29 protein-coding genes are annotated in these 25,527 nt (G+C 62.7%); 10 read left to right on the top strand and 19 right to left on the bottom strand.

What is annotated here, in order from left to right:
• Nucleotides 1–10: 10 nt before the first annotated feature.
• Nucleotides 11–2,530 (bottom strand): heavy metal translocating P-type ATPase, encoded by a 2,520-nt coding sequence (locus tag BMX57_RS00575; protein WP_092361486.1) that lies wholly within the window; start codon nt 2,528–2,530, stop codon nt 11–13.
• Nucleotides 2,531–2,671: 141 nt separating this feature from the next.
• Here BMX57_RS00575 and BMX57_RS00570 point away from each other — a divergent pair, with 141 nt between their 5' ends.
• Nucleotides 2,672–2,878, top strand: coding sequence for a heavy-metal-associated domain-containing protein (locus tag BMX57_RS00570; protein ID WP_092361484.1), 207 nt, complete (start codon nt 2,672–2,674; stop codon nt 2,876–2,878).
• Between the two features lie 47 nt (nt 2,879–2,925).
• On the opposite strand, the gene BMX57_RS00565 is transcribed toward BMX57_RS00570, so the two are convergent.
• From BMX57_RS00565 to BMX57_RS00530, 8 genes are all read right to left on the bottom strand, one after another.
• Nucleotides 2,926–3,657 carry a DsbA family protein gene (locus BMX57_RS00565; protein ID WP_092361482.1) on the bottom strand — a complete coding sequence of 244 codons (732 nt, stop codon included), beginning with the start codon at nt 3,655–3,657 and terminating at the stop codon, nt 2,926–2,928.
• Between the two features lies 1 nt (nt 3,658).
• Nucleotides 3,659–4,135, bottom strand: a complete 477-nt coding sequence (locus tag BMX57_RS00560; RefSeq protein ID WP_092361480.1) for a c-type cytochrome — start codon at nt 4,133–4,135, stop codon at nt 3,659–3,661.
• The gene (locus BMX57_RS00555) at nt 4,135–5,526 is read right to left on the bottom strand and encodes a multicopper oxidase family protein (RefSeq protein WP_092361478.1); all 1,392 of its coding nucleotides are present in this window, start codon (nt 5,524–5,526) and stop codon (nt 4,135–4,137) included. The genes BMX57_RS00560 and BMX57_RS00555 overlap by 1 nt, the downstream gene beginning before the upstream one ends.
• 92 nt (nt 5,527–5,618) lie before the next feature.
• On the bottom strand, nt 5,619–6,275 hold the full coding sequence (locus BMX57_RS00550) for a cupredoxin domain-containing protein (protein ID WP_143057859.1): 657 nt from the start codon (nt 6,273–6,275) through the stop codon (nt 5,619–5,621).
• Between the two features lie 60 nt (nt 6,276–6,335).
• Entirely contained in the window at nt 6,336–6,872 is a 537-nt protein-coding gene (locus BMX57_RS00545; RefSeq protein ID WP_092361474.1) for a cupredoxin domain-containing protein, read from the bottom strand.
• Between the two features lie 38 nt (nt 6,873–6,910).
• A complete protein-coding gene (locus BMX57_RS00540; RefSeq protein ID WP_092361472.1) occupies nt 6,911–7,276 on the bottom strand; it encodes a hypothetical protein in 366 nt (121 codons plus the stop codon).
• Complete coding sequence (locus BMX57_RS00535) at nt 7,276–7,734, bottom strand: c-type cytochrome (protein WP_092361470.1); 459 nt, start codon at nt 7,732–7,734, stop codon at nt 7,276–7,278. Before BMX57_RS00535 ends, BMX57_RS00540 begins: the two co-directional genes overlap by 1 nt.
• Before the next feature lie 33 nt (nt 7,735–7,767).
• Nucleotides 7,768–8,346 carry a L,D-transpeptidase gene (locus BMX57_RS00530; protein ID WP_092361468.1) on the bottom strand — a complete coding sequence of 193 codons (579 nt, stop codon included), beginning with the start codon at nt 8,344–8,346 and terminating at the stop codon, nt 7,768–7,770.
• Between the two features lie 182 nt (nt 8,347–8,528).
• Between BMX57_RS00530 and BMX57_RS00525 the strand changes: the two genes are divergently transcribed.
• Nucleotides 8,529–8,816, top strand: coding sequence for a DUF2933 domain-containing protein (locus BMX57_RS00525; RefSeq protein ID WP_092361466.1), 288 nt, complete (start codon nt 8,529–8,531; stop codon nt 8,814–8,816).
• Nucleotides 8,817–9,170: 354 nt separating this feature from the next.
• On the opposite strand, the gene BMX57_RS20540 is transcribed toward BMX57_RS00525, so the two are convergent.
• Nucleotides 9,171–9,344, bottom strand: coding sequence for a hypothetical protein (locus BMX57_RS20540; RefSeq protein ID WP_177175353.1), 174 nt, complete (start codon nt 9,342–9,344; stop codon nt 9,171–9,173).
• Nucleotides 9,345–9,458: 114 nt separating this feature from the next.
• Between BMX57_RS20540 and BMX57_RS00520 the strand changes: the two genes are divergently transcribed.
• Entirely contained in the window at nt 9,459–11,519 is a 2,061-nt protein-coding gene (locus BMX57_RS00520) for a protein-disulfide reductase DsbD family protein (protein WP_268235972.1), read from the top strand.
• A gap of 62 nt (nt 11,520–11,581) precedes the next feature.
• Nucleotides 11,582–12,523, top strand: coding sequence for a cation diffusion facilitator family transporter (locus tag BMX57_RS00515; protein WP_092361462.1), 942 nt, complete (start codon nt 11,582–11,584; stop codon nt 12,521–12,523).
• A 14-nt stretch (nt 12,524–12,537) separates the two neighbouring features.
• Here BMX57_RS00515 and ccmI read toward each other — a convergent pair whose 3' ends face one another.
• The 9 genes from ccmI to BMX57_RS00470 form a co-directional block, all read right to left on the bottom strand.
• Nucleotides 12,538–13,695: a c-type cytochrome biogenesis protein CcmI gene (ccmI, locus tag BMX57_RS00510; RefSeq protein ID WP_092361460.1), complete on the bottom strand. Its 1,158-nt coding sequence runs from the start codon at nt 13,693–13,695 to the stop codon at nt 12,538–12,540.
• Entirely contained in the window at nt 13,695–14,171 is a 477-nt protein-coding gene (locus tag BMX57_RS00505) for a cytochrome c-type biogenesis protein (protein WP_092361458.1), read from the bottom strand. The genes ccmI and BMX57_RS00505 overlap by 1 nt, the downstream gene beginning before the upstream one ends.
• The gene (locus tag BMX57_RS00500; protein WP_092361456.1) at nt 14,168–14,731 is read right to left on the bottom strand and encodes a DsbE family thiol:disulfide interchange protein; all 564 of its coding nucleotides are present in this window, start codon (nt 14,729–14,731) and stop codon (nt 14,168–14,170) included. Before BMX57_RS00500 ends, BMX57_RS00505 begins: the two co-directional genes overlap by 4 nt.
• 6 nt (nt 14,732–14,737) lie before the next feature.
• On the bottom strand, nt 14,738–16,738 hold the full coding sequence (locus tag BMX57_RS00495) for a heme lyase CcmF/NrfE family subunit (RefSeq protein ID WP_092362183.1): 2,001 nt from the start codon (nt 16,736–16,738) through the stop codon (nt 14,738–14,740).
• Between the two features lie 145 nt (nt 16,739–16,883).
• On the bottom strand, nt 16,884–17,450 hold the full coding sequence (locus BMX57_RS00490; RefSeq protein ID WP_092361454.1) for a rhodanese-like domain-containing protein: 567 nt from the start codon (nt 17,448–17,450) through the stop codon (nt 16,884–16,886).
• A gap of 77 nt (nt 17,451–17,527) precedes the next feature.
• The gene (locus BMX57_RS00485) at nt 17,528–18,541 is read right to left on the bottom strand and encodes a YncE family protein (RefSeq protein ID WP_143057858.1); all 1,014 of its coding nucleotides are present in this window, start codon (nt 18,539–18,541) and stop codon (nt 17,528–17,530) included.
• Between the two features lie 271 nt (nt 18,542–18,812).
• Nucleotides 18,813–19,133 carry an SHOCT domain-containing protein gene (locus BMX57_RS00480; RefSeq protein WP_229724125.1) on the bottom strand — a complete coding sequence of 107 codons (321 nt, stop codon included), beginning with the start codon at nt 19,131–19,133 and terminating at the stop codon, nt 18,813–18,815.
• The gene (locus BMX57_RS00475) at nt 19,130–20,539 is read right to left on the bottom strand and encodes an ATP-binding protein (RefSeq protein ID WP_092361448.1); all 1,410 of its coding nucleotides are present in this window, start codon (nt 20,537–20,539) and stop codon (nt 19,130–19,132) included. Before BMX57_RS00475 ends, BMX57_RS00480 begins: the two co-directional genes overlap by 4 nt.
• Nucleotides 20,539–21,261, bottom strand: coding sequence for a response regulator (locus tag BMX57_RS00470; protein WP_092361446.1), 723 nt, complete (start codon nt 21,259–21,261; stop codon nt 20,539–20,541). Before BMX57_RS00470 ends, BMX57_RS00475 begins: the two co-directional genes overlap by 1 nt.
• A 171-nt stretch (nt 21,262–21,432) precedes the next feature.
• On the opposite strand from BMX57_RS00470, the gene BMX57_RS00465 reads away from it, so the two are divergent.
• The 6 genes from BMX57_RS00465 (at nt 21,433) to BMX57_RS20825 (ending at nt 25,502) form a co-directional block, all read left to right on the top strand.
• Nucleotides 21,433–22,053: an EF-hand domain-containing protein gene (locus BMX57_RS00465; protein WP_177175352.1), complete on the top strand. Its 621-nt coding sequence runs from the start codon at nt 21,433–21,435 to the stop codon at nt 22,051–22,053.
• A 147-nt stretch (nt 22,054–22,200) separates the two neighbouring features.
• Nucleotides 22,201–22,587 (top strand): DUF302 domain-containing protein, encoded by a 387-nt coding sequence (locus tag BMX57_RS00460; protein WP_092361442.1) that lies wholly within the window; start codon nt 22,201–22,203, stop codon nt 22,585–22,587.
• Nucleotides 22,588–22,718: 131 nt separating this feature from the next.
• The gene (locus BMX57_RS00455) at nt 22,719–23,405 is read left to right on the top strand and encodes a TVP38/TMEM64 family protein (protein ID WP_092361440.1); all 687 of its coding nucleotides are present in this window, start codon (nt 22,719–22,721) and stop codon (nt 23,403–23,405) included.
• Nucleotides 23,406–23,501: 96 nt separating this feature from the next.
• A complete protein-coding gene (lgt, locus tag BMX57_RS00450) occupies nt 23,502–24,425 on the top strand; it encodes a prolipoprotein diacylglyceryl transferase (protein ID WP_092361438.1) in 924 nt (307 codons plus the stop codon).
• Nucleotides 24,426–24,456: 31 nt separating this feature from the next.
• Nucleotides 24,457–25,077 (top strand): RNA polymerase sigma factor, encoded by a 621-nt coding sequence (locus BMX57_RS00445; protein WP_092361436.1) that lies wholly within the window; start codon nt 24,457–24,459, stop codon nt 25,075–25,077.
• Between the two features lie 221 nt (nt 25,078–25,298).
• The gene (locus tag BMX57_RS20825) at nt 25,299–25,502 is read left to right on the top strand and encodes a hypothetical protein (RefSeq protein WP_229724123.1); all 204 of its coding nucleotides are present in this window, start codon (nt 25,299–25,301) and stop codon (nt 25,500–25,502) included.
• Nucleotides 25,503–25,527 lie beyond the last annotated feature (25 nt).

Genomic DNA, 25,527 nt, shown 5'->3' with positions numbered 1-25,527 from the left:
TTGGTCCTCCTTATTCAGCGGCGACAGGCGTCGGGGACAGCGAAGCCGACGCATCACGATCTGACGCATTGGTTTCATCCATGACGGGGCGGACCCGGCGCAACCGCAGGGCGTTCGTCAGCACAAAGACGGAACTGAGCGCCATGGCGCCCGCAGCCAGCACCGGCGACAGCAACAGCCCGAATGCCGGAAAGAGCACGCCTGCCGCCACGGGGATCAGCGCGACGTTGTAGCCAAAGGCCCAGAACAGGTTCTGGCGGATATTGCGCATGGTCCGGCGGGATACTTCGAAGGCGTTGACCACGCCGCGCAGATCTCCGGACATCAGCACCACATCGGCGGATTCGATGGCCACATCGGTCCCCGTGCCGATGGCTATCCCGACATCCGCATGGGCCAGAGCGGGCGCGTCGTTGATGCCGTCGCCGACGAAGGCGACCTGTTCGCCGTTGCCGCGCAGGGCGTCCAGCGCGGCCACCTTTCCATCGGGCAGGACACCCGCGATCACGTGATCGATGCTGGTTTCCTGCGCAATTGCTTCGGCCGTTTCGCGCTTGTCCCCGGTGATCATCGCGACCTTCAGGCCGAGGCCGTGCAGCGCGGCGATGGCGGCGGCGCTGGCGGGCTTCACCGGATCGGCCACGCCGATGACCGCCGCGACCTTCCCGTCGACAGCCGCAAACAGCGCGGTGCGACCCTGCTGCGCAAGGTGCCGCTCGGAGTCTGCCAGTTCCTTGATGCTCAGCCCTTCGCGGACCATCAGGCGGTCGGCGCCGACCAGCACCTCGCGTCCGGAGACCGTGGCTTGCACGCCGTAGCCGGTATATGACGCGAAGCCTGCGACATCGAGGCGTGCAGCGCCCTCGGCCTCACCCGCCCGAACGATTGCTTCTGCAATGGGATGTTCGGACTGCGCTTCGACCGCGGCGACCAGCGCCAGCACCTCGGCCCGTTCGAACCCGTCGGCCAGAACGAGGTCGGTCAGTTCGGGGCGGCCTTGGGTCACGGTGCCGGTCTTGTCCAGCGCGACGACATCCACCGAGGTCAGTTGTTGCAGCGCATCGCCCTTTCGAAAGAGCACGCCCATCTCGGCCGCGCGCCCGGTGCCCACCATGATCGAGGTTGGCGTGGCAAGGCCCATGGCACAGGGGCAGGCGATGATCAGGACCGACACGCCCGCCACCAGCGCGTAGGACAAAGCGGGGGAGGGGCCGAAAAGCAGCCAGACCAGAACGGTCACGGCGGCCAGTCCCATGACCGCCGGCACGAACCACAGCGTGATACGGTCCACCAGGCCCTGGATAGGCAGCTTGGCGCCCTGCGCCTGTTCCACCATGCGGATGATCTGGGCCAGCGTTGTGTCGGCACCGACACGTGTAGCCCGGAACTGGAAGCTGCCGGTTCCGTTGACGGTGCCGCCGGTCACGGGGTCGCCCTGCGCCTTGGCGACCGGAACCGGTTCCCCGGTGATCATGCTCTCGTCCACATGCGCGGTGCCCTCCGTCACCTCGCCGTCCACGGCGATACGCTCGCCCGGCCGGACAACCAGGATATCGCCCGCGCGGATCTGCTCGATGGCAACGTCCTGAGGCTCGCCATCGACCAGAACCCTTGCGGTGCGGGCCTGAAGACCGAGCAGTTTCTGAATCGCGGCACCGGTGCGGCCCTTGGCGCGCGCTTCCATCCAGCGGCCCAGAAGGATCAGCACGACGATCACCGCCGCGGCCTCGAAATAGACGGCGCGGGCGGCTTCGGGCAGCAACGCGGGTGCGACGAGCGCGGTCACGGAATAGAGGTACGCCGCCCCGGTGCCGACGGCCACGAGGCTGTTCATATCCGGCGCACCCTTCCAGAGCGCGGGGAACCCCTTGGTGTAGAAGTGGCGCCCGGGCCAGAACAGCACGATGGTCGTGAGCACGAACTGGATCATCCAGCTTGCCTGGTGCCCGATCGTGCGACCGATCATTTCGTGCATCCCCGGCACCAGATGCGCTCCCATCTCGAGCAGGAAGACAGGCAGAGCCAGGATCGCCGCGAACGCTGTCTTTCTGGCCAGATCGCGCGCCTCTCCTTCCTTGCGTGCGTCTCGATCCTCTGCGGATGTCTCGTCAGCCACCTCTGCCGGATAGCCGGCCTCTCCGGCGGCTGTCAGCAGATCAGAGAGCTCTACCGCGCCCTCGACATAGTTCACGGTTGCGGTCTCGGAGGCGAGATTGACGTCGACCTCCAGAACTCCGGGCACCGCCGCCAGCGCCTTGTCGACACGGCCGACGCAGGAGGCGCAGGACATGGAAGAAACGTTCAGGCGCACGGTCTGCGTACGGGCTGGATAGCCGGCCCGCTCAAGCGCGTCGATCGCGTCGGGCAGGCGCTGAGCGGAATCGATCCTGGCCTGCACCGTCTCGGTCGCGAGGTTCACGCTCACCTCCTCGATTCCGGGCACGGCCAAGAGCGTGCGTTCGACCCGTCCGACGCAGGACGCGCAGGACATGTTCTGGACAGAGACCCGCAGGTCTTGTGTGGTTTGCATGAAGGTCTCCTTCGTCTCTGGGGATGATATCTAGGGCTTCCCCTTGCTGGAAGGTCAACCTTTCTGGGGCGCTTTTTTTTTCGCCCTTGACCTTCCCACACTGGAAGCAATCACCTGACGATGCGAATGAAGGAGACGGATATGAGCAACTTCAGTGTTCCGGAAATGAGTTGCGGGCATTGCACCGCGGCCATCGAGAAGGCGATCAAGGCAATCGATCCCACCGCGACCGTTTCGTGCGACGTTGGAGCGCGAACTGTTGCGGTCGAGAGTTTTCTCAGCGACCGGGCAGTCTCCGAAGCGATCCGCGATGCGGGATACGATGTGGCAGCGCCGGCTGCGACCTGAGGCGCGACCGGCGCCGGAATAGGCGGCGCCGTTTCCGCGCAGTCATGCTATTCGGCCGCCTCGCGCGCCTCCTCGACCAATGCAATGAGCTGGTCCACTTCGACCAGGCCGGGCACAAGGTTGTCCCCGATCACGAAGGACGGCGTGCCGCTGAATCCAAGCGCCTGTGTCAGGCGCATGGAGGTCGCGATATGCTCCTGGATCTCGGGGGCCTCCATGTCTTCGCGCAGCCGTTCGACATCCAGGCCGATTTCCTCCGCAGTTTTCATGACGGAAGCTTCCTCAGCGCGCCCTTGCATACCCATCAGAGCCCAGTGGAACTCCTCGTACTTGCCTTGCTCCCGCGAGGCCAAGGCAGCCTTGGCGGCGAAGACCGATCCGTCGCCGAGGATGGGCCATTCCCGATAGACCAGCCTGACGTTGTCATCGGCGTCCAGCAGCCCCTGAACCTCTGGCATGGCACGTTTGCAATAGGGGCAGTTGTAGTCGAAGAACTCGACCACGGTCACATCCCCGTCCGGGTTTCCAAGAACCGGCGCATTCGGATCCTGTTCGAGCAATTGGCGCTGGTCACTCAGAACCTCGGATTGCGCTTGGGCCTGAGCGGCGGCCTGCTCGGCCTCCAGGATCTGCACCGCTTCCATGATGATCTGCGGATTCTCCCGAATGGCCTGCAGGGCAAGCTCCTTGATCCGCTCGTCCGTCAGATCTTGCGCAATTGACGCGAAGGGCGCGATCGCCAGTCCAATTGCCATTACCGTTGTCGGAAAACGACGCATTTCAGTTTCCTTCCTGCTGTCGCTGTGCAGCACTACGTTCGGCCTGAACAGCGCGCTGACGCTCGGGCCAGGTTGATTTGATGTAGGCGATGATATTCCAGATTTCAGCGTCCGAAAGCTGGTCGCCGAACCCGGGCATTCCGCTTTCGAACTCTACCCCCTGAAGAGCGAGCGTCGCCTCGCCGCCCAGCTTGGTGTAGTTGAACAGCACGCGATCGGGGTGATGCCAGGTATGCCCGGTCACGTCATGCGGGGGGGCAGGCAGAATGCCGTCTGGTCCGGGTGATCGCCAGTCCGGCTGACCTTCCAGGTCGGCCCCGTGGCAGGAGGCGCAGAATTCACCGTAAAGCTTCTCGCCCTGAGCAATATCGACGTTTTCCGGCACGGTTTCGGTCTGTGCGCCGGCCGTGCTCAGGAGCCAGCCACCGGCTCCTGCGGCAGCCAGAACGATCACCGATATTATCAGGTACTTTCGCATCACGTCACTCTCACCCAGGTCATCATGCCGGAGGCGGCATGACTCAACATGTGGCAGTGAAACAGCCAGTCGCCCGGATTGTCGGCCACGAAGCCGATTGTCCGAGTCTCGCCGCCGAACATCAGCAACGTGTCACGGAGCGGGCCAAAGGTACCGTCTTGTCCAATCTCGCGGAAATGCAGTCCATGCAAGTGCATCGCATGGGGAAAGGACGTGTCGTTATAGATCTCGAGCTTCACCGTCTGTCCAGCCGCCACATCGGCAAGCGGTGTTTCGGTCATTCCGATCGCGCCATTGAAGGCCCAGAATTCGTTGGCCTCGACAAGTTGTCGGAACGTCTTGCGTACGCCGTTCAAGGTCGCTGCATCCAGCGTTCCCATCGCGCCACCCTGCATGTTCAGTCGCACGGAAACGGCGCTTTCGAGACCCGACACCTCCATTTTCGGATTTCGGGGCAGGGCGGCAGGGGGGACGCGGCGCGAGGCCAATGCCTGACCGCTCACGGGAAAGGCCACTTGCGACATGTCTTCCTGGTCATCGCTCCGCAACAGATGCGCTGTCTCTCCCGGCTCGGCGGTCACGTCGACGATCAGGTCAGCGCGCTGGCCGGGACCGAGAATGAGAACGTCGTCCAACGGCTTCGCCGCGCCCAACGGCATCCCGTCAAGGGCAATGGTCCAGCCTTCCATGCCCGCGAGCGACAGGACGAAGATCCGCGCATTGGCGGCATTGATCAACCGCAGGCGCAGGCGTTCGTTCTGCCGCACATCAAGCGCCAAATCGTATTTTCCGTTCGTCGCGATGAAGTTGCCGCGCCGGCCCGCGTGACTGCGATCATGCCGCGACGTGAAATCGGGATCGATCTGCGCGGTCTCGGGATCGAGAAGCCAATCGTCCAGGATCAGAACCTCTTCGCGATCCACGTCCGGAGCCTCGGCCTCCTCGACGATCAGCGCGCCGTAAAGTCCGCGGGCGACCTGTTCGACCGACCTGTTGTGCGCGTGATACCAATAGGTCCCGGCATCGGGTGCGACAAAGTCGTAATCGAAGCTCTCGCCCGGTTCGACGCCGGCCTGGGTCAGCCCTGCGACGCCATCCATCGCGTTGTCGATCCGGATTCCGTGCCAGTGGACAGAGCTTGCCTGTGGCAACTCGTTCAGGAATCTTCGCTGAACCCGTTCGCCCTGCGAGATCCGCAGCTCCGGGCCGGGCATCACGCCGTCATAGCCCCAGATTTCCGTCTTCGGATAGGACGGTGGCGCCAGCTGGACTGCAGCCGGTCGGGCTTTCAATTCGTGAAACTGCGGCGCCACGGCGCGCGCGGTTCTCGGCAACCCAAAGGCTACGGCCGCCGCCGCGCTGTGCGAAAGGAAATCCCGCCGAGTCGTCATCGTGTCCTTTCCTTCCCTGTTACCGGCCAGCTCGGCGAGAATGTGTCCGCGGCCCGCGGCGGATTGCGCGCCGCGGGGCATCGAGTGCGGCGTCAGGAATGGTCGCCAGTGAAGACAATGCTGGCTTCCATGCCCCCGGCGCGGTGGCCGGGCACGTTGCACGCGATCAGGATATCCTCGGCATCGCCGCTGAAGGTCCAGACCAACTCGGTTGCTTCACCGGGTTCCAGAAGCCGGGCATTCGCGTCGGTATGCATCATGCCCTGGCTGCGCATCTTGTCATGGTCTAGGCGGCGCGTCGTCATCATCCCGCCCTTCATCATCGCCCGCATTTCGTTGGCATGTGCATCGTGCATGTCATCAGTGGCGATTGCGAATTCATGGACCACGCGCCCCACGTTCGTGAGCACGAATTTCACCGTTTCGCCCTTCTCGATTTCGAAGTCGTCGGGGTCGAAATACATCTCCCCCAATTCGACTTCGATCTCCCTGTCGATGTGCGAAATATCACCTGTCTGGCCGATATTCGCATCCTCACCGTGGCCTGGGGACGCGTTTGCCGCGCCCGCTCCCGCAAGAAACCCCACAACCGCCAGGGTGGGCCAGTTTCCAATTTTCGCGCAAGTCATGTGCTTCGTACCTCCGAGAAGATTTCCGTGGACCCAACGATACTTGAACACGTGGCAACTCGAAACGTTTTTGGCAGTCTCGTGGCCGACCTGCACGTCACGACCGTGTGTTCGTGCCACCTTGCCCTCTGGTCCTGCGCAACTGGGCGGAACGGCCAGTAGACCGTTCCGCCGCTGCGGTCAGCCGCTGACTTCTTCGCCACCGAATTTGAAAGAGCCGACCATGCCCGCCTCGCGATGTCCCGGGACGTTGCAGGCGAAGCCGACCTCTTCTTCACCGCTGAAGGTCCAGATGATCTCGGCGGTTTCACCCGGCTCCAGCAGGACGCTGTTGGCATCGTCATGCATCATCCCGGCCTCCATCATCTTGTCATGGCGCAATTTGCGCATGGTCATCAGGCCCTTCTTCATCATCTCGCGCATCTCGCCCCTGTGGTCGTCCCACATGGATTCGGTGCCGAGATTGAACTCATGCACGGCGCGCCCGTCATTCGTCACGATGAATTTGACGGTCGTACCTTTCTCGATCTCGATCTCTTCCGGATCGAACGCCATCTCGGTCATGCCGACTTCGATCACCTGGTCGATTTTCGAAACGTCTCCGGCCTGGCCGATATCGGGTTTTTCGCCGTGACCGGGGCTCGCCAGGGCGAACGACGAGGATACCGCAAGCGCGCAAGCGGCCAGTGCGGTGCTAAGGGTGGTTTTATACTGCATCTTTCTACTCCATAGTTTCACGTTCCATTTGCCTGCTTTCAGGCCTCTGCGGACGGTCGCGGAGGCGGCGTTCGAGGCGAAAACGTGATGGAGCCAGGCCTTTCCTCAGGCCAGATTTTTCGGGTCCGCTGGACAAGCTGGGACATCCGGAACATCGGTTCGGGCGCCAGTATGGCGATCAGGAAACAGTCAAGCCCCGAGTGGCAATGGCTCTCCGGCAGATCGTGTCCGGACGTCGCGGCAGGAGCGGAACCATCGAGGTATTCCGCCGTTGCGTGGTCCTGATGATCACCGGGTACTGCCTCGGTCCCGGCGGTCGCCATGGCGGAAAACGTGACGTAAAGCACGAGCAACACCGCGCCGACGAAATCCCGCCAAGGACGTTCTGTCAGTGCCGCGCGCATCAGTTGATCCCGTTTTCCCGCTGCAATTCGCGCACATAGCGCGCGATCATTTTCACATCGGCATCGGTAAGGCCCTCTACCGGCGGCATGTTCCCGAATTCCCAATGATGGGCCCTGACCCCGTTCTTCGCGGCGAGCACGAAGGCCATGTCGGAATGATGCGAAGGCTCATAGATCTTGTGTACGAGCGGTGGTGCAACACCATTCTGGCCCGCGGCGTTTGCGCCGTGGCAATCTGCGCATTTCGCCTCGAAGGCGCGCTTGCCGATTTGCGCTTCGGGCGACAGCTCCGCCGGCAGCGAGACCTCTACGATGGGCGCACCCTGCTCAACAGCGCTTGTATCCGGCGGCACCATCGAGTGACCGCCGGAGTCTTGAGCGGATTGGGACGCGTTCCAATAAACGGCAAAGCCGCCGATCAAGAGAAATGCGACAATGGCCAAAAGCGTCTTGTTCATTCTTTAACAGTCCCTCGCGAGCATCTGCTCGACTCAAATCAACTTCACCCGCGTTCCCACCGGCGTTCTGTCGAAGACCTCCTCGATATGTTCGTTGTAGAGGCCGATACAACCGTTCGACGACCTGCGCCCAATCTTTCGCGTATCCTGTGTTCCGTGGATCCGGTAGTACTGCCAGGACAGATAGAGCGCGCGGGTGCCCAGCGGATTCGTGGGGTCTCCGCCCGCAATGCGCGCTGGCCATTCGGGGTTTCGCTCGCGCATCGACGGCGTCGGCGCCCAGCTGGGGTTCCGTCGTTTCTCGACAACCTCGGTATAACCCCGCTTCGTCAATTCATCCGTCAGGGGAACCGATGTCGGATAGATGCGCATCTCGCCGTCGGCGGTCCAGTGCTGAAGCACCTTCGTGGTCGTGTCCGAAATGATGATGCCCTTGTCCAGAGTATCAAAGTGGTCCTGCCACTCGTGTGTTCGAAACGACGATATGTTGCGACGCGTCGGAGCCGCTTCCTGTGCCCGAAGAATCGACGGCGCGGCCAAGGCGATAGTGACGCCGGTGGCGGCCACGAGAAAACGCCGACGATCAATCGCAATTGATGCCTGCTCGGACATTGCCTGAGTGCTCCTGGTTTCTTGCCTGTTGGCGAGCGTAGACCACCTTCCAGCGCTGGAGGGTCAAGCAGGGTCTCTCTGACATAACGGTGATTTTTGTAACGGTTTGTAATGTTGACCTTCCCGTGCTGGAAGCCGGTAGCCAAACCGCACATATTCCCAGAGAAGCGAGCGGAGAAATCATGGAAGACAAGAAGGCTGTCCAACCCGGATCGGAGAGGCTTATGAAATACGGGATGTGGGCATGCTGCGCGGTAATGGTCCTGCCGATCATTGCCTTTCTCGCGGCGGGGCGGGGGGCCGGCGTGTCCAGCAGCCTCATCACATTCGCGCCGCTCCTTCTCTGTGTCGGGGTCCATTTGGTCATGCATCGCTACATGGGAAAATCCTGTCATGGAAAGGCGCGTGTCGATGACGACAAGAACGAGGCGCCCGAAGACCGAGCAGGCGCGAGAATTGCGGCCGAATAGACGCCGCGCGTTGCTGTTCCGAGGCACTCCCGTCCTCCTCCTTGCTGTGGTGGGCGGGTGTTCTACGACACCGAGGGAGTGCTTCGCGAATGACACGACGCGCCTGTCAACCAGCGGAAGCCAATCGCTGGTCCCGCAAGGTTGCGTGGTAACCGAAACCGGCGCGAACGGACTGGCGGTTCTCGACTGTGGGGGCGGCCGCGTGGGCTTCATGGTCGGTGCAGAGTCAGACCAGGAAGCGAGCCGCTCCGGAATATCGGCGGACGCGGCGAAATGACATCTCGGAGACCAGGGACAATTCTGATCGTTTCCGGACCGGTGCTTTTGTATGCTGGCAATCGAAGTGACCCTGGGTTAGCGCGTGATGATCTCGTCTTTGAAGCGGTTGACGATCCGGTTGGGTTCCGTCGGCTGGCGGCGGAACCTGCAAGACAGTACCGCGCCAGCGCGTATCCCTGATTTCATCGGCACCCCGGCAATGGCGATCGGCCGGACCTTGATCCAAGGGGAAAACAGCGAGTGATCCATTCAGGATCTGGTCGAGCGAGAACGAGAGGAAGGCTGGGCTTCGATATGTCGGCAAACTTGAGAGAGAGGATTTCGACCCGTCTTTGTCGGGTTTCCCGCCGCCTGGTTCTTGTTTTGGCCGCGAGCCTCGTGACAGCAACGTCGGTTGTGGCCGCAGGATCGGACAGTTTCAGGAATCCGGCCGTCGATGCCCGCCTGATCACTGTGGAGAACGGCATCAATCCGGACGCAACGTCGATCTCGGCGGGCCTCCATCTGCAACTCGGCGAAGACTGGAAGACCTACTGGCGCTCACCGGGCGAAGTCGGCCAGCCGCCATCGATCGACTGGGCAGGCTCCGAAAATATCGAGGAGGCCGAGTTTCTTTGGCCCGCGCCCGAGCGGTTCACGGCATTCGGGATCGAGAACTTCGGCTATCACGACGAGGTCGTCTTTCCGATCCGGATCGTGCTTTCGGAGCCCGGTATGCCCGTCGCGCTGCGCGCGCGAGTGAGCCTGCTGACCTGCTCGACGGTCTGCGTTCCGCAGGAGTTCGATCTCGCGCTGGATCTGCCCAGGGTCAGCGGGATCGATACCGAGGCAGCAGGGCTGATTTCGGCCTATGCGGCCCGTGTACCCGATGATGGCTCGGACACCGGAATCTCGATCACCTCCGCCCATCTGGATGACGCAAGGACGGCCCTGACGCTGACCGCAAGAAGCGATGAGCCATTCGAAGCGCCCGATGTCTTCCCCGAACTGGGCGAGGGGACCGCGTTCGGCAAGCCGGATATACGGATGGGGGAAGGGGGGCGGTTGGTCTGGGCCCGGCTGCCGGTATTGGCCGCCGCATCCGATCCGGGCGAGTTTCAGGTGACGGTCACAGACGGCACCCGCGCGGCCACGCTGAAGCCCGCGTTTGCCGAAGATGCACCCGTGCCGCCCTTCAACATCGCCGCGGTCGTGCCGGATCTGGGCGAACTGGTATGGATCGCCGCCGTGGCCTTTCTCGGTGGGCTGATCCTGAACGTGATGCCTTGCGTTCTGCCGGTGCTGTCCATCAAGCTTTCTTCCGCAATCAAGTCCGGCGGACTGTCCCCGGCCCGCATCCGCACCGGATTTGCCGTCTCCGCACTCGGCGTCCTGGCGTTCATGTGGGTGCTCGCCGGAGCGACGATTGCCGCGCGGGGTTTCGGGCTGACGGTCGGATGGGGCCTGCAGTTCCAGAACCCGATCTTCCTGGCAGTGATGCTGGTCGTCATGGTGATCTTTTCGGCCAACCTGTTCGGCCTGTTCGAGATCTCGCTGCCATCCTCGTGGCAGACCCGCCTGGCGCGCGCCGGCGGGGGCGCGGGCTATGGCGGCGATTTCGCGACCGGCGCCTTCGCCGCCATTCTGGCAACGCCGTGTTCGGCCCCTTTCCTCGGCACGGCGATTGCCTTCGCGCTCGCCGGCCGTGCCATCGACATCGCGGTGATCTTCACAGCGCTCGGGGTGGGACTGTCGCTTCCCTATCTCGTGGTCGCGGTCTTTCCGCAACTCGTGCGGCGCCTGCCACGACCGGGCCCGTGGATGGTCGTGCTGAAGGTTGTTCTCGGCATTGCACTGACGGCCACCGCGCTCTGGTTGTTCTGGGTTCTGAGCGGGGTGGCGGGCCAGACAGCGGCCCTCTGGGCCGGACTGGCCAGTATCGGCGCGGTGGCGCTTCTGTCGGTTCAACGGGTTCCCGTTGGTCCGAGAATCACAGGGGCCACGGCACTGGCTGCCTTCGCGATCGCGCTGTCAGGGTACCTGTCGGAGGCGGACCAATCCGCCCCGACCGCGGGAGCCGACTGGGTCGAGTTCGAAAGATCCGAGATTGCGCGGCTTGTCTCGACCGGCCAGGTCGTTTTCGTGGACGTGACTGCCGACTGGTGCTTGACCTGCAAGGCGAACAAGACGCTGGTTCTTGACCGAGAGCCTGTCGTTTCACGGCTCCGGGAGCCGAATATCGTCGCCATGCAGGCGGACTGGACGCGGCCCGACGAATCCATCTCGCGCTACCTGGAGAGCTTCGGGCGCTTCGGCATACCGTTCAACGCCGTATATGGTCCCGGTGCCCCGGACGGAATCGTCCTGCCGGAACTGCTGTCGACAGAGGCCGTGCTCGAAGCTCTGTCGGACGCCGGATCGGGTCGGGTCGCCTCGAAGCAATAGCGGGTCGGCGCTCAGCGACAGAAGTCATCTGTGCTTTGCCTCGGCCGGGAAAGGGTCGTTCGATGAGCGCACAAGAAGAAACAACTGCCAATGTTCATGCCGGGCACATGCCGACAAGCGGGCGCGGCCTGGCGATTTCGGCCTGGCTGACCGGCATCTACTTCGTGATCGAGCTTGCGATCGGCCTGTGGACAGGGTCGATCGCCGTGATATCGGACGCCTTTCATACCTTCTCTGCGGTGGGTGGTGTGCTGGTCGCCATTGGCGCGGCTCGAATGGCGCGACGGCCAGCCAGCCCGGATTTCAGCTTCGGCTGGTTCCGGTCGGAGATACTCGGCGCGCTTGTAAACGGCGGATTTCTTCTCGGCATGGCGCTCGTCGTGATCTACATGGCCTCGATGCGGCTCGGGGCGCCGGTCGATCTGCCGACCGGCCCGATGCTGTTGGCCGCCGCGGGTGGCCTGCTGACGGAGTTCATATCTCTCGGCCTCATCTGGAAACAGAGCCGTAGCGACCTCAACACCCGCGGCGCGCTTTGGCACATCTTGCAGACCTTCGTCGGCAGCCTGCTGATCATCGTGACGGCGCTGGTGATTGAATTCACGGGCTTCCTGCTCATTGACCCGATCCTCGGAATGGCCTTCGGATTCGTCCTGATCTGGGCGAGCTGGGGCATCCTTCGTGATGCGGCGCGGCTGCTGATGGACGGTACGCCGAAAGAAATCGATCTGGAGGAAGCAGTGGATGCGCTTTCCGGCCTCGACGGGGTCAAGGATCTACACCACGCCCATGCCTGGGCGCTGACCAGCGGTCGGAACGTCTTCTCCGCACATTTGCGTGTTCGCGAAGATATCGACAGCGGGGCCATTCTGAAAGATGCCCACGACTTGCTGAAGTCGCGCTACGGATTCTATTTCGTGACTTTGCAGATCGAGACCAGCTGTCTCGATGAAGCCGGAGCCGAGGAAATCGACCTCGCCGCGACCAGGGCCGATCCGGTGTGATGGCCCTGTCTCCGCTATCCTCCAAGTTCGGATAGCGCCTCGCGGATCGACTGCTTTCTCGGGTCATCGGATGGCAAGTCAGCGGCCAGCTCGTCCGCGGCCTCGTAGGCTTCACGGGCCTTGTCTGCCTCACCCAGGACACCATACGCGTTTCCAAGGCGCAACCATCCGTCCAGATCGTCGGGGTCTTCGGCCAGACGATCGGCCAGACGATCCACCATCGAACGGATAAAGGCGGCCCTGTCGTCCTCGCTCATCTCGGACGCCGCTGCGACATCATCCCGGGTCGGTCCTGGCGCGCCCCCGGCCATGGGTGCGAAAGCGGCGAGGCTCACCGGTTCGCGGCCGATCGCTTCACCGATCCGGTTGGCCTGGGCGATGAATATCTCCATCCAGGGGGCCGGACCCGCAGCCTGCTCCAGGCGGGAAATCAGCAGATCGTGGGCGTCCTCGCTATCACCGGCCTGATCGAGCGCGATGGCCTCGTAGTATGAGGCGGCGGGGTTTGACGAATCCATGTCCAGTGCCCGCCGGATCGCTTTCCGTGCCTGCGGCGTTACGATGCCGTCCTCGGCCGAGATAAGCGCTTCGGCATATTGCGAGACCATTGCCGAAACCGCGTCGTCACGTTCGATGACGTTTTCCATGGCCGAGGCGGCGTCAGCATACCGGCCCATGCGCATGTAGGTCTGTCCGAGCAGCATCCAGCCCTCTGTCGGACCACCTTCGGGATCATTCTCAAGCCGGTCCAGCAACCGCCCGGTCAATTCGGTAATCCGTACCTGTTCGGCCTGTTCATCCTGCCGGTCGGCGAAGGGCACGGCAGGAACTCCCGGCGAACCGAGCTGTGTATAGAGAAGCCCCGCGAACAGCGGAACCAGCAGTGCCGATATCCACAACGCAGAGCGTGCTCCGGTGACCGAGCGGCCTTTGGCAGAACCACCGCGGTTCAGCTTCAGCAGCCGCCGTTTGATCTCGCTTTTGGCCGCCTCGGCCTCATCGCTCGAAATCAATCCGCGTTCGGCATCCCTGTCGACCTCATGCAACTGGTCGGCAAGGACGGCCACCGCCCCGGCCTGCCGGTCGGTTTCGACGGCCCCGGACCTCAGCAAAGGATAGAGCAGCATGGCGACAGCAGACATTGCGAGGACCGCAAAAAAGACCCAAAGCATCACGATCTGCCCTCCTTCTCGGCAGCCAGTATTTCGGCGACCAACCGTTCATCCTCCTCGCTCAGCCTCTCGGCGACTTGCCGCTTCCGGCTGCTTCGCAGAACGACGATGACAGTGCCCACACCGAACAGGACAAGAAGCGCCGGAGCCAGCCAAAGCGCGTAGGTTTCGGGTTTGAACGGAGGCTTCAGGAGCACGTAGTCGCCATAACGTGCCCGAACGTACTCTATGACCTCCGCATCGGTATCACCGGCCACAAGCCTCTCGCGCACCAGCAACCGCAGGTCGCGGGCAACGCCAGCGTTCGAACTGTCGATGTCCTGGTTCTGGCAGACGACACAGCGCAGATCCTTCGAGATCTCTCGCGCCCGCGCCTCCAGCGCCGGATCGTCCAGGATCTCGTCGGGCTCGACTGCTCCTGCTGCGAAGGGGAGGGCGGCCAGCATCACCGCCACCGCCAGAGTTTTCCATTTCATGAGTTGGCTCCGTTCCGAGTCCTGGCCTGCGCCAGGGCCGTCGCAAATTTCTCTTCGGCCTCGGCGCCTACGACCGGGCCGACATAGCGATAAAGCACCGTTCCATCACCCGCGACGATGAAGGTCTCCGGCACGCCCGATATCCCCCATTCGATGCCGGCCCGGCCGTTCAGGTCCGAACCGATCCGCTCGTACGGGTTTCCGAGTTTTTCCAGCCAGCCCCGCGCGTCTTCCGGCTTGTCCTTGTAGTTGATGCCGAAGAGCCGGACACCGTCCCGTTCGACCATCCGGGTCAGAACGGCGTGCTCGGCCCGGCACGGCACACACCACGAGGCGAAGACGTTGACCACCACGGGGTCAGAGTTCCCGAACAGATTGTCGCGCGACAGGCCCGGAACACCGACACCTTCAACAGCAGGCAAGTCGAACTCCGGTGCCGGTTGCGAGATCAGGACCGACGGTATCGCGTTCGGATCGCGATCGGGGTTCAGCCCCCAGAGGAAGAACGCCCCGAATACCAGGACGATCAGGACGGGAAGGGCCGCGATGGCACGTTTCATGTCGTCCTACTCCGCCGGTGTTGCGACGGGTCCGCTCCGCGAAGCCCGACGTGGGACACCGACACGCAGACGCCTGTCGGATAGGGACATACCGCCCCCGAGAATCAGCATCGTCGAGCCAATCCAGATGAGATTCACGAGAGGCTCGTAGAGGATGCGAAGCGTCCACGCGCCCGTGTCGGCGGCCGTCTCGGAAGCGGGTTCGGCCAAGGACGCATAGAGATCGCCCGCAAGCGTGGATCGTATCGCCGACTCGGTCGTCGTGCTCTGCGCAACGGGGTACGAGCGCCGTTCTGGGTAAAGCGTCGTCACGAATTCACCTTCCCGGCTGACCGCAAGCGTGCCCCGATCGGCAATGTAGTTGGGTCCGCGTACGCGCTCGACACCATCAAAGCGGACATCGAAGCCCGCGATTTCGATGACGGAACCCGGTTGCACGAATACGATCTCCTCCGATTTCCACGCGCTCGAGCCGATAAAGCCGAACATCGCAACCGCCAGTCCTGCATGAGCGAGCGTCATGCCATGGGCGGCGCGGGGCAGATTACGGGCACGCCGTATCGTTTCGGCCAGGGGCACGTCGAAGAGCCTGATCCGAACCGCCCATTCGCGCAGCGTGGCAAAGAGCAGCCATACGGTGATCGCGACCGACAGGTAGGCGAGAGCGGGCCCGCCCCGCGCGACATACCACGTTGCAAGAGCGGCCAGTCCCGCGAGCAGCGCGATGAATCGAAGGCGTTGAAAGACACCCTTCAGATCGGCGCGCTTCCACGACAGGAAAGGTCCGATGCCCATCACCACGACCAGTGGCAGCATCATCGGAATGAAAGTTGCGTTGAAGAATGGTGGTCCGACCGAGACCTTGTCGCCCGTGAGCGCCTCCATGAAGAGCGGATAGAGGGTTCCGAACAACACGGTTCCAGTCGCCGTCGCCAGAAGCAGGTTGTTGATGAGCAATCCGGCCTCGCGGCTGACGGGCGCAAACAGGCCGCCGCCCTCCATCGCCGGAGCGCGCCAGGCATAGAGCGTGAGCGAGCCTCCGATCGAGATCCCGAGCAGCCCGAGGATGTAGAGGCCGCGTTCCGGATCGACCGCGAAGGCATGAACCGATGTCAGAAGACCTGACCGCACGATGAACGTACCCAGCAGGGAGAGCGAAAAGGTGAGGATCGCCAGAAGTATCGTCCAGCTCTTGAAGGCATCGCGCTTCTCGGTGACGATCGCCGAATGCAGAAGCGCCGTACCGAGCAGCCAGGGCATGAAGCTCACATTCTCGACGGGATCCCAGAACCACCAGCCGCCCCAGCCCAGTTCATAGTAGGCCCACCACGATCCGAGCGCGATCCCGGCCGTCAGGCTCATCCACGCCGCCAGTGTCCATGGCCGGACCCAGCGTGCCCATGCCGCGTCGATCCGCCCCTCGATCAGCGCGGCGACTGCAAAGGAAAACACGATGGAAAAGCCGACATAGCCGAAATACAGCAGAGGCGGGTGCATCGCGAGCCCGACATCCTGCAACAACGGGTTGAGGTCATTGCCGTCCAGAGGAGGCGGAAACACGCGCTCGAACGGGTTCGATGTCAGCAGCAGGAACGACAGGAAACCGGTGCTGATCCACGCCTGCACCGACAGCGTCCGGGCTTTCAAAGCATCCGGTATGTTGGACCCGAAAAGCGCCACACCCGCGCCGAAGGCCGCCAGGATCAGCACCCAGAGCAGAAGGGAGCCCTCATGGCTGCCCCAGGTGCCCGCGATCTTGTAGAGCATCGGTTTGAGCGAATGCGAGTTCTCGACAACGTTCGCCACGGTGAAATCGCTGACCACGAAGGCCTGCATCAGCGCCGCGAAGGCGATGCCGATGAAGACCAGTTGCGCGATTGATGAACTCCGCGCGCAGCGCATCCACAGCACATTGCCGCGGGACGCACCGAGCATGGGAAGCACGCTTTGGACCAGTGCGGTCCCGAGCGCGAGGGCGAGGGCAAATTGTCCGATTTCAGGAAACACGATCACCTCCTGGTGCGTTCCGATTTCATCATGGTTCTTCCGGGCTTCCAACGCGGGAAGGTCAACCGGTAGAAAGGCCGCACGTATGGTATTTTCACCGTATCAAGGCGGGCCGCCGCACCCACACCGTTTCGCAGACGCCGTATCATGCCGACCGAGTGGTCGTAAGACCAAACATATGCCACCCCTGCATCCCGTCGCGGTAGTAATGGATTCGGCCCGCAGGAAATCCGGCGGCAACCATGTCGCGGATCGCCGTCGGCGACTGACCGCACCAGGGGCCATTGCAGAACAATGCGACCGTGGCAGCGCTCGCGCAGTCCCAGCCGTCTCCATCGCGCCGGCATCCCAACTCGTCCAATCGGTCAGCGGCCTCGGTGAATGGCAGGTTGATTGCGCCGGGGATCGAACCGGCCTCGAACCAGTCGGCGGTGCGACTGTCAAGCACGAGGGTCCCCGCATCGCACAACATGTCGAGAAGTTCGAGTTCGCCGATCGGGACAATTCCGTCTACCGGTCGCATCGGCTGGATGCATGACTTCGGGCAGGGGCGGGAAGTGCGCGCCCAATAGCCGGAAATCTCGTTCTCGGTGTCCTGAATGCGACTGATTGTTGCGGGGCCGTTCCGGGTTGGAACGGTCACGTGCAGCTTGCCTTCGGTGATGGCAACCACCGGCGTTTCGGGCTCGGATCGGGCTGAGTGTCCCGGCATGGCGACTCCTGACCGTGTTGGATCGGCTGCGGCAATACCGGCGGCGGGGGATTTCCCGCCGCCGGCTGAAAACGGCCTCAGTTCATTTCCACGAACTGATGCCCTGTGCTTGCGGTCTCGATGGTTTCACGAAGTTCCAGCGTGCTCGGATCGAGAATCCAGACCACATCCTCGGCGGCGCTGCTCACGATGAGTGCGTCACCGACCCGGGCCATATGGTACGGTTCGTCACCGATCTCGGCCTCGAGGCGCTGGCCATTGGCACGATCGATACGCACCACGCGATCACGCTCGCGGGCGCTCGACCAGACCGTGCCGCTGTCGGCTGCGACGCCGTGCAAGCCGCCACCGATGTCGAACCGATCGAGCGTTTCGCCGGAATCGGCGTCGATGATTGCGACTGTACCGGCCTCGGCCTCACTGACGATCAGCTGTCGCGCATCCGCATCGATCAGCATGTGCTTGGGTGCGCCTTGCAACCTGAAGTTTCGTGTCACGATTCCGGTTTCGGGGTCGACATCGCTGACCGTATCGTTGCCGGCGTTCGAGACGAAGAACCGACCTGTCGTCGGGTCGGCTGTGGCGTATTCAGGTATCGGCCCGGTGGCGACGGTCGCTGTTACTTCGCCGGCATCGAGGTCGATGATCGAGACCGAGCCGAGTGCCGGATGGGTGACCACGGCAAAACGCTCGTCTGCTGAAACCTCGACGTGATGCACGATGCCGGGCACTTCGATCCGGCGCAGGATCTCATGGCTTTCTGCATCCACCAGGGTGACCAGGCTGACCGAGCCGGGTGCCGGGGCGGCGCCGCCACCGTGGTGCGCTTCATGGTCCTCTTCGGATACGGCCTCCGGTTTTTCGACCATGCCCGGATCTGCTTCGGACAAGCTGCCGGCAACCAGCAGACCACGCTTGGGGGCGCCTGCCAGCCCATGCACGTTGTCGAGTCCGCCGATCCGCTCCACGACATTGAAATTCTTGTCCAGATGCAGAACCGTTCCGTCCATTCCTTCAGGGATATAGACGTCCGCCTGCGCCGCGGCACTCGTGATCAGGACGGCAGCAGTTGAAAGAAGAAAACGTCTCATCGATTGTCCTTTCATATTTTGTTTTTCGCATGTGACGAGATTAAGGGCGCAGGCGGCACCTGCAAGACCGGGAGGCGTCCATTCGTGTATCCCACTGTGTCAGGACGGGCCCAGGTTACAGTCTGCGACAAATCGGGCGCCCGTCGCGGCCCGCGACCGGTTTGTACCCAAGGACAAACCCTCCAGGCACGTGCGCAACCAGTCGCTTGCGGACACAGCGGCGGCGCGGTGCCGTTGCGGCTCCGAACTGTCGGTCAACCGAGCGCACCGGTCATTTCTCCAGCTGTGCCTTGCGGTGCTCGTACTCCTCGTCGTCGATTTCACCCTTGGCATAGCGTTCGCGCAGTATCTCGGCCGCGTCCGAATTGCCGCCCGAACCGGATCCGGCGGAAAAGCCGCGGACGGCGAATACGATCAATGCGATGATCGCCCCCCAGAACAACAGCATCATCAAACCGCCGGCCATGCCGAACCCGCCTCCCCACATTATGTGACCGAAACCATCGCCCCAAGTGTCCGACGAATCGGCGAGCGCGGCTCCGGCCGGCACTACAAGAGCTGACGGGGTTGCGACGGACATCCATTTTGTCATGAGATGCTCCTTTCTTGCTGATCAGGTTCTGTTTCGAGTGGTAAAGTGACGGTCACGAGAAGACCGCCTTCGGCGCGGTTCGACAAAGCTACGTCGCCGCCGTGAGCCCGCACGATCGTTCGCGCGATCGACAGGCCAAGACCGGTACCGCCCGTTTCGCGCGAGCGGGATTTCTCAAGCCGAAAGAACGGCTCGAACACCTGTTCGAGTTCGGGTTCGGGGATTCCGGGACCGTTGTCGGCCACGTGTATCTGGACGTGCTCGGCGTCATGCCGGAAGGTGACCTCGGCCCCTCCGCCGTAGCGCTGAGCGTTCTCGATGATATTCCGCAGGGCGCGTCGGACCGATTGCGGACGCAGCCGTACCCGCAAGCTGTCGACCGCATTCAGGGTGAAGCCGTCGATCATGTCGGCTTGCAGCTGCCTCAGGTAGGCACCGAGATCCACCGTCTCATAGGCTTCGGCGCTGGCCATGCCACGTGCAAAGGCGAGCGTTGCTTCGACCATCTCCTGCATTTCCTCGATTGAGGCGACGAGACTCTCGCGTGTTTCTTCCTCCTCGACCATCTCTGCCCGCACCCGCATGGCGGTCAGCGGAGAGCGCAGATCATGGCCCAATGCCGCAAGAAGCCTTGTCCTATCCGCAACGAAACGCGTCAGCCTCGCCTGCATCCGGTTGAAGGCCCGTGTAAGGCCGCGGACCTCGCTGGGGCCGATCAGCGGCAACGGATCGACGGCTTCGCCCCTTCCAAGCCGGTCGGCTGCGCGCGAAACGCGCAGAAGCGGTCCGGTCAGCCGGGTCAGAAGAAACCAGCAGGCCGCGACCAGAATGATGGCCGCCGTGATCCCGAAACTGACGAATGACGTCCAGGGCCATTGCAACGGGGGCCGTTCGAACCGCGTCCCGACATTCAGCCATTGTCCGTCCGACAGGGCGATCGACAGCTGCATTTCGATCGCGGATAACTCGCCCCGCATCATCGCGAGATGCATTTCGGCCATCTCCGGCGCGAGGTGCGGCATCGGCAGAACGCCGTGATCGACCTCGTGCAATTCCACGCGGATTTCCCGATCTTGCGCGCCGCCCAGTAGTCCGCGAACGCGTGCTTCCACAGCTCCGCCGTCGGCATGGGTCCCTTGCTCAACGGCGGGAATGTCCGACAGGTCGAAGCGCACCAAAGGGGAATTCGCCGCTCTAAGGATGGCCGGCTGCAAGGATTCCGGCGCCTCGTCGAGCAACAGCGCGACATTCGCGGCCCGGGCTGCCGCCTCGAAACCCAGGGCGGCGCGCACGGCGAGGCCACGCTCGTCCACGAACAGCCACAGGCTGATCGTCTGTGCAACGGCAAGTGCCGCGACGATCAGCAGCACCAGCTGACCACGAAGACTATCGAAGGGCCGCGGCATCAGCTCAACTCGTGGACATCGGCAGCCAGGCAATAGCCGCCGCCGCGCACGGTTGTGACGATGCGCGGACGCGACGCGTCAAGCTCGATCTTCCGGCGCAGTCGGCTGATCTGGTTGTCTATGGTCCGGTCGAATACCGACGCAGCACGGCCTGCCGTCAGATCGAGCAACTGATCGCGGCTGAGGACAAAGCGAGGACGTTCCAGCAGGACGGTCAAAAGCTTGAATTCCGCGCTGGTCAGGTCGATTTGCTCACCGTCCTCGTTCGACAGCACCCGACTGTCCGTGTCCAGGATCCAATGGGCGAACGCGATGCGTCGGCCCGAAAGTGTGCCTGCATAGGGCTCGGTTTTTGTCGAACGGCGCAGGATGGCCTTGATCCGGGCGACCAGCTCGCGCGGGTTGAAGGGTTTCGCCAGATAGTCATCAGCGCCGATTTCGAGGCCGATGATCCGATCGGTTTCCTCCCCGAGCGCGGTCAGCATCAGAATCGGAACCGCTCCGGTGGCGGACAGCCGCCGGCACACGGACAGACCGTCTTCTCCCGGCATCATGACGTCGAGAACGATCAGGTCGAATTGGCCGTTCGCGAGCTTCGCATCCATTTCGACCGCATCGCACGCCGAGGTCGCACGCATCCCGTTCTTCTCGAGATAGCGCGTCACGGCATCGCGGATTTCGCGGTGGTCATCGACAACAAGAATGTGCGGCGGTTCGCTCATGACCCTTCCTTTAGACGAATGCGGGGTGCCGTCCCGAAGAGATTTGTCACGAAGTGTAACAGGCACCGCGTTTGTGACCCGGCGATACAAAACACCGGACTGCCCGGCATTCCGTGGCGACAATCACCTGCCATATATTGATCATCGCAACACTGACACGAGGTGACCTGAATGAACCGCAATACTTTCTTCGCTGCAATGACCCTGACAGCGACCGTCCTTGGCGGTGCCGCTTTCGCGGATCCCCATCACGGACACGGCGGGCAACCCGGTGCCAAGTCGAGGCCTGGCATGATGCAGAGCGGTGGCCCCGGCATGATGGGGGGCATGGACGGAATGATGGGCATGATGCAGCGCATGCATGGCAACATGATGGGCGGCGGCATGATGGGCGGCAAGGGCCCGATGGCCGGCGGCATGATGGGCGGTATGGGCCCGATGGGCGGCGGCATGATGCAGATGTTCGACGCCGACGGCGATGGCAAAGTCACGCCCGACGAGTTGCGCTCACAACTGCAGGCCAAGCTCGCCGAATTCGACAGCGACGGCGACGGGACCCTTTCGATTGCCGAGTTCGAAACCCTTCACAGCGCGATGATCCGCGAGAAGATGGTCGATCGCTTCCAGCATCTCGATGCTGACGGTGACGGCGCGGTGACGGCGGAAGAGATGACGGCACCCGCCGAAATGATGGAACGGAGGCAGATGATGCGGTCGAACATGGCACAACCGCCGGTTCAGCCCGACAATGGCCAGGGCATGGGCGACGGAACCATGATGAACGACAATTGAGCGGTTCGGCGCCGGCTCTGGCCGGCGCCGACTCCCAAAACGTCCGACCTGCGAGGCATCCGGACGCGAATTCCGGACCGTGTTCGGAATTGCGACGTCCAGCCAAAGACCGGCAACCACCTCAAATCCGAAACGGAGAAAACCGAATTGGCTTATACCTATGATCGCGTCTTGAAAGATGTCGCCATGGACGACGCCGAGTTGCGTGTTCGAGACGCATTGGCAGAAGAGGGCTTCGGCGTGCTGACCGAGATCGACGTGAAGGCGACGATGAAAAGCAAGCTGGACGTGGAGATGGCGCCCTATCGCATCCTCGGCGCCTGCAATCCGGGCATGGCCCACAAGGCCATCGAGATCGAGCCGCGCATCGGCGCGATGCTGCCCTGCAACGTTATTCTGCGCCAAATAGGCGCAGACACCGAAATCAGCGCCGTTGACCCCGTGGCGTCGATGCAAGCGGTCGAGAACGCCGACCTGGACGCGTTGGCCGGCCAGGTCCGCGACTTGCTCCGGTCGGCCTTGCACGCAGTCTGATTTTTGCTCGCGGCGCTATTGACCTTCCAGTGGCTGGAATTGCCATATTGGCACAGAATCGGATCAAGCGGGATCGAGGCAAAGCCCAAGGGCGAACTTTCTGTTTGCCGCTGACCTGACATGAGGCGCAGATGAACCGCGGCCAAACCGTTCCACCTGTTCTCAAGGCCGCCGCCGCGCTGGTCCTTGTGGCCGTCCTGCTGGCGCTTGCCTTCGGACCCCTGTCCGACACCCTGGCCGGTCTGGACAGGGACAGGATATCCGCATGGGTCGCGGCCGCAGGCATCTGGGGACCAATCGTGATCGTGGGGTTGATGACAACGGCGATCGTGGCCACGCCGATCCCAAGTGCGCCCATCGCCTTGGCCGCGGGCGCGGCTTACGGGCACACGCTCGGAACGGTCTACATCGTTCTCGGTGCCGAAATCGGCGCACTTGCGGCCTTCGGGCTCGCGCGGTTCTTGGGTCGAGACGTGCTGCGACGGTGGTTCGGCGACAAGGTGGATGCCGGCTGGCTCGGCTCTCAAAACGCACTGACGTCCACGGTATTCATCAGTCGCCTGTTGCCATTCGTTTCATTCGATATCGTCAGCTATGCCGCCGGGCTAAGCCGGTTGCATTTCTGGCGTTTCGGACTGGCCACCCTGGCCGGGATCATTCCCGCCAGTTTCGTGCTCGCGCATTTCGGCAACGAAGCCGTCAGCGGAGACACCTCACGCGCGGCCTGGGCCACGATCGGACTGGGTGCCCTGACCCTGACCCCACTCGTCGTCATCGGTGTCAGGGACTGGCAAAGACGTGGATTGAGCCATGACTGATCGCACCGCCTCCCATCCTCCCGTACCTGCGCCGTGGACGCCGCGTCCCGCGCAATTCAATCCTCAATCCCGTATCAATAGACAAGGGTTCCATCCATGCTGACCGCAGCGATACAGTTTCCCGATATTGGAACCGACCTGTTCTCGATCGAGATCGGCGGTTTCACCTTTGCGCTGCGATGGTACGCGCTTGCCTATATCGTCGGCATCCTCATCGGATGGCGCATCTGCCTCGCGGCTGTTCGTCGCCCGGCACTCTGGCCATCGGCCGGGCCGCCACTTGATCGCCTGCAGATCGAGAACCTTCTGACATGGATCATCCTGGGCGTGATCATCGGCGGACGCCTGGGCTTCGTGCTGTTTTATCAGCCCGACTACTACATGGCGAACCCCCTGGAAATCCTCAAGGTATGGCAGGGCGGCATGTCGTTCCACGGTGGTTTTGCGGGTGTCGTCGTCGCATCGCTGATTTTCTGCCTGCGTCAGAATGCGCCCATGCTCAGCACCGCGGACTTGCTTGCAATCGCAACTCCGCCCGGGCTGTTTCTGGGGCGGCTGGCGAATTTCACCAACAACGAGCTTTGGGGCCGACCGACGGAAGTACCCTGGGCGGTGATCTTTCCGGGCGAGGCCGCACAGGCCTGTGCAGGCGTTGTCGGTCTTTGCGCCCGCCATCCCTCGCAGCTTTACGAAGCGCTTCTTGAGGGGCTGCTGCTTGGAACCCTTCTGCTCTACCTCGCCTGGCGCCGCGGCTGGCTGAGGATGCCCGGGGCTCTGACGGGCGTGTTCCTGACCGGCTACGGGCTTGCCCGAAGCTTCGTGGAGCTGTTCCGGCAGCCGGACATGCAATTCGCGACGGCCGAAAACCCGATCGGACATGCACTTCATTTCGGCGATTGGGGGCTGACGATGGGTCAGCTTCTGTCCGCGCCGATGATTCTGACCGGGTTGGCCCTTGTTCTGTACTCGCTCAGGCGTTCCGCAAGCCCAGCCAACCGGAGGCCAAATACCGTCGCGTAATCCGGATGGATCTCGACAAGGAGGAATTGGAATGAGCAACAACATCGAAAACCGGAACTGCGAAACATCCACCGAGACCGCACTGATCGAGGGCCGGCGAGCCTTTCTTGGCTTCCTCGCAAAACGGCTTGGCAACTGGGCCGATGCCGAGGATGTGTTGCAAGAGTTCTGCATTCGGGTGCTGACGCGCAAGGATCAACTTCGAGACGTCGAACGGATGGATGCCTGGCTCTACACGATCCTGCGGTCCACATTGAACGACCACTACCGCAAAGGGACCCGGCGTAGCCGACTGGCGGCAGCGGCGGCACGCGAACCCGAGGAATGGGTCGCCGATGCGCCGACACAGATGGCGCGGCTTTGCACCTGCCATGGCAGGCTGATTTCCGAACTGCGCCCGGTCGATGCGGAGCTGATCCGGCGGATCGACTTTGGTGAAGAGGATCGGGGAATGGTGGCGGCTGATCTGGGTCTGAGCCGCAACGCTCTGGGCGTCCGGCTGCACCGGGCACGTACCGCTTTGCGCGAGGCGCTGATGAACCACTGCGGCGAATGCTGCCGGGAGGACCGCGACGATTGTTCCTGCCCGCCCGAAGGCTGCGGGAACAATCGACACGAGACGAATTGCGAACTGGAAGAGCAGATATCCTGATCGCGATGCGGCCGGTTCTGTAACGATTTCCGCCGACCGGCGTCTTCTTCTGTGATCGTGCCCGAGGGCGCTACAGGAGGGCTATTTCGACAATGCCACGGACTACTACGAACTGTTGCCGGGGAACAACGGCCCAGCCATCAGGGGATGTCGACCTTCGCGTCCTTGTTGCCCGGATGACCTGTGCATGTGCAGAGACCGCCGAGCACGCAGACGCCCCGATGGCCCGGGCCTTGTTCCGCCGTGTGGAAGAGATGAAGCAACACCCGGAACTGGCGGCACGCGCACTGGGCATCAAGCCTGGCGATGCCGCCTACCTCCTTGCCGGTTTGCGCGAGGATGTCGTGAGGGAATTCGTGCTTCTGCTGGGGACGAACCGCCCGCCCAAAGAGACCACCCATGAGAGGGGAATCAGCGATGAATAAGAGCCTGCGCCTTGCGAAGGTTGTG

Origin of the sequence: Cribrihabitans marinus, from assembly GCF_900109035.1 — a bacterium.
Lineage (GTDB): Bacteria > Pseudomonadota > Alphaproteobacteria > Rhodobacterales > Rhodobacteraceae > Cribrihabitans > Cribrihabitans marinus.
This window is presented reverse-complemented; position numbering and strand designations above follow the sequence as displayed.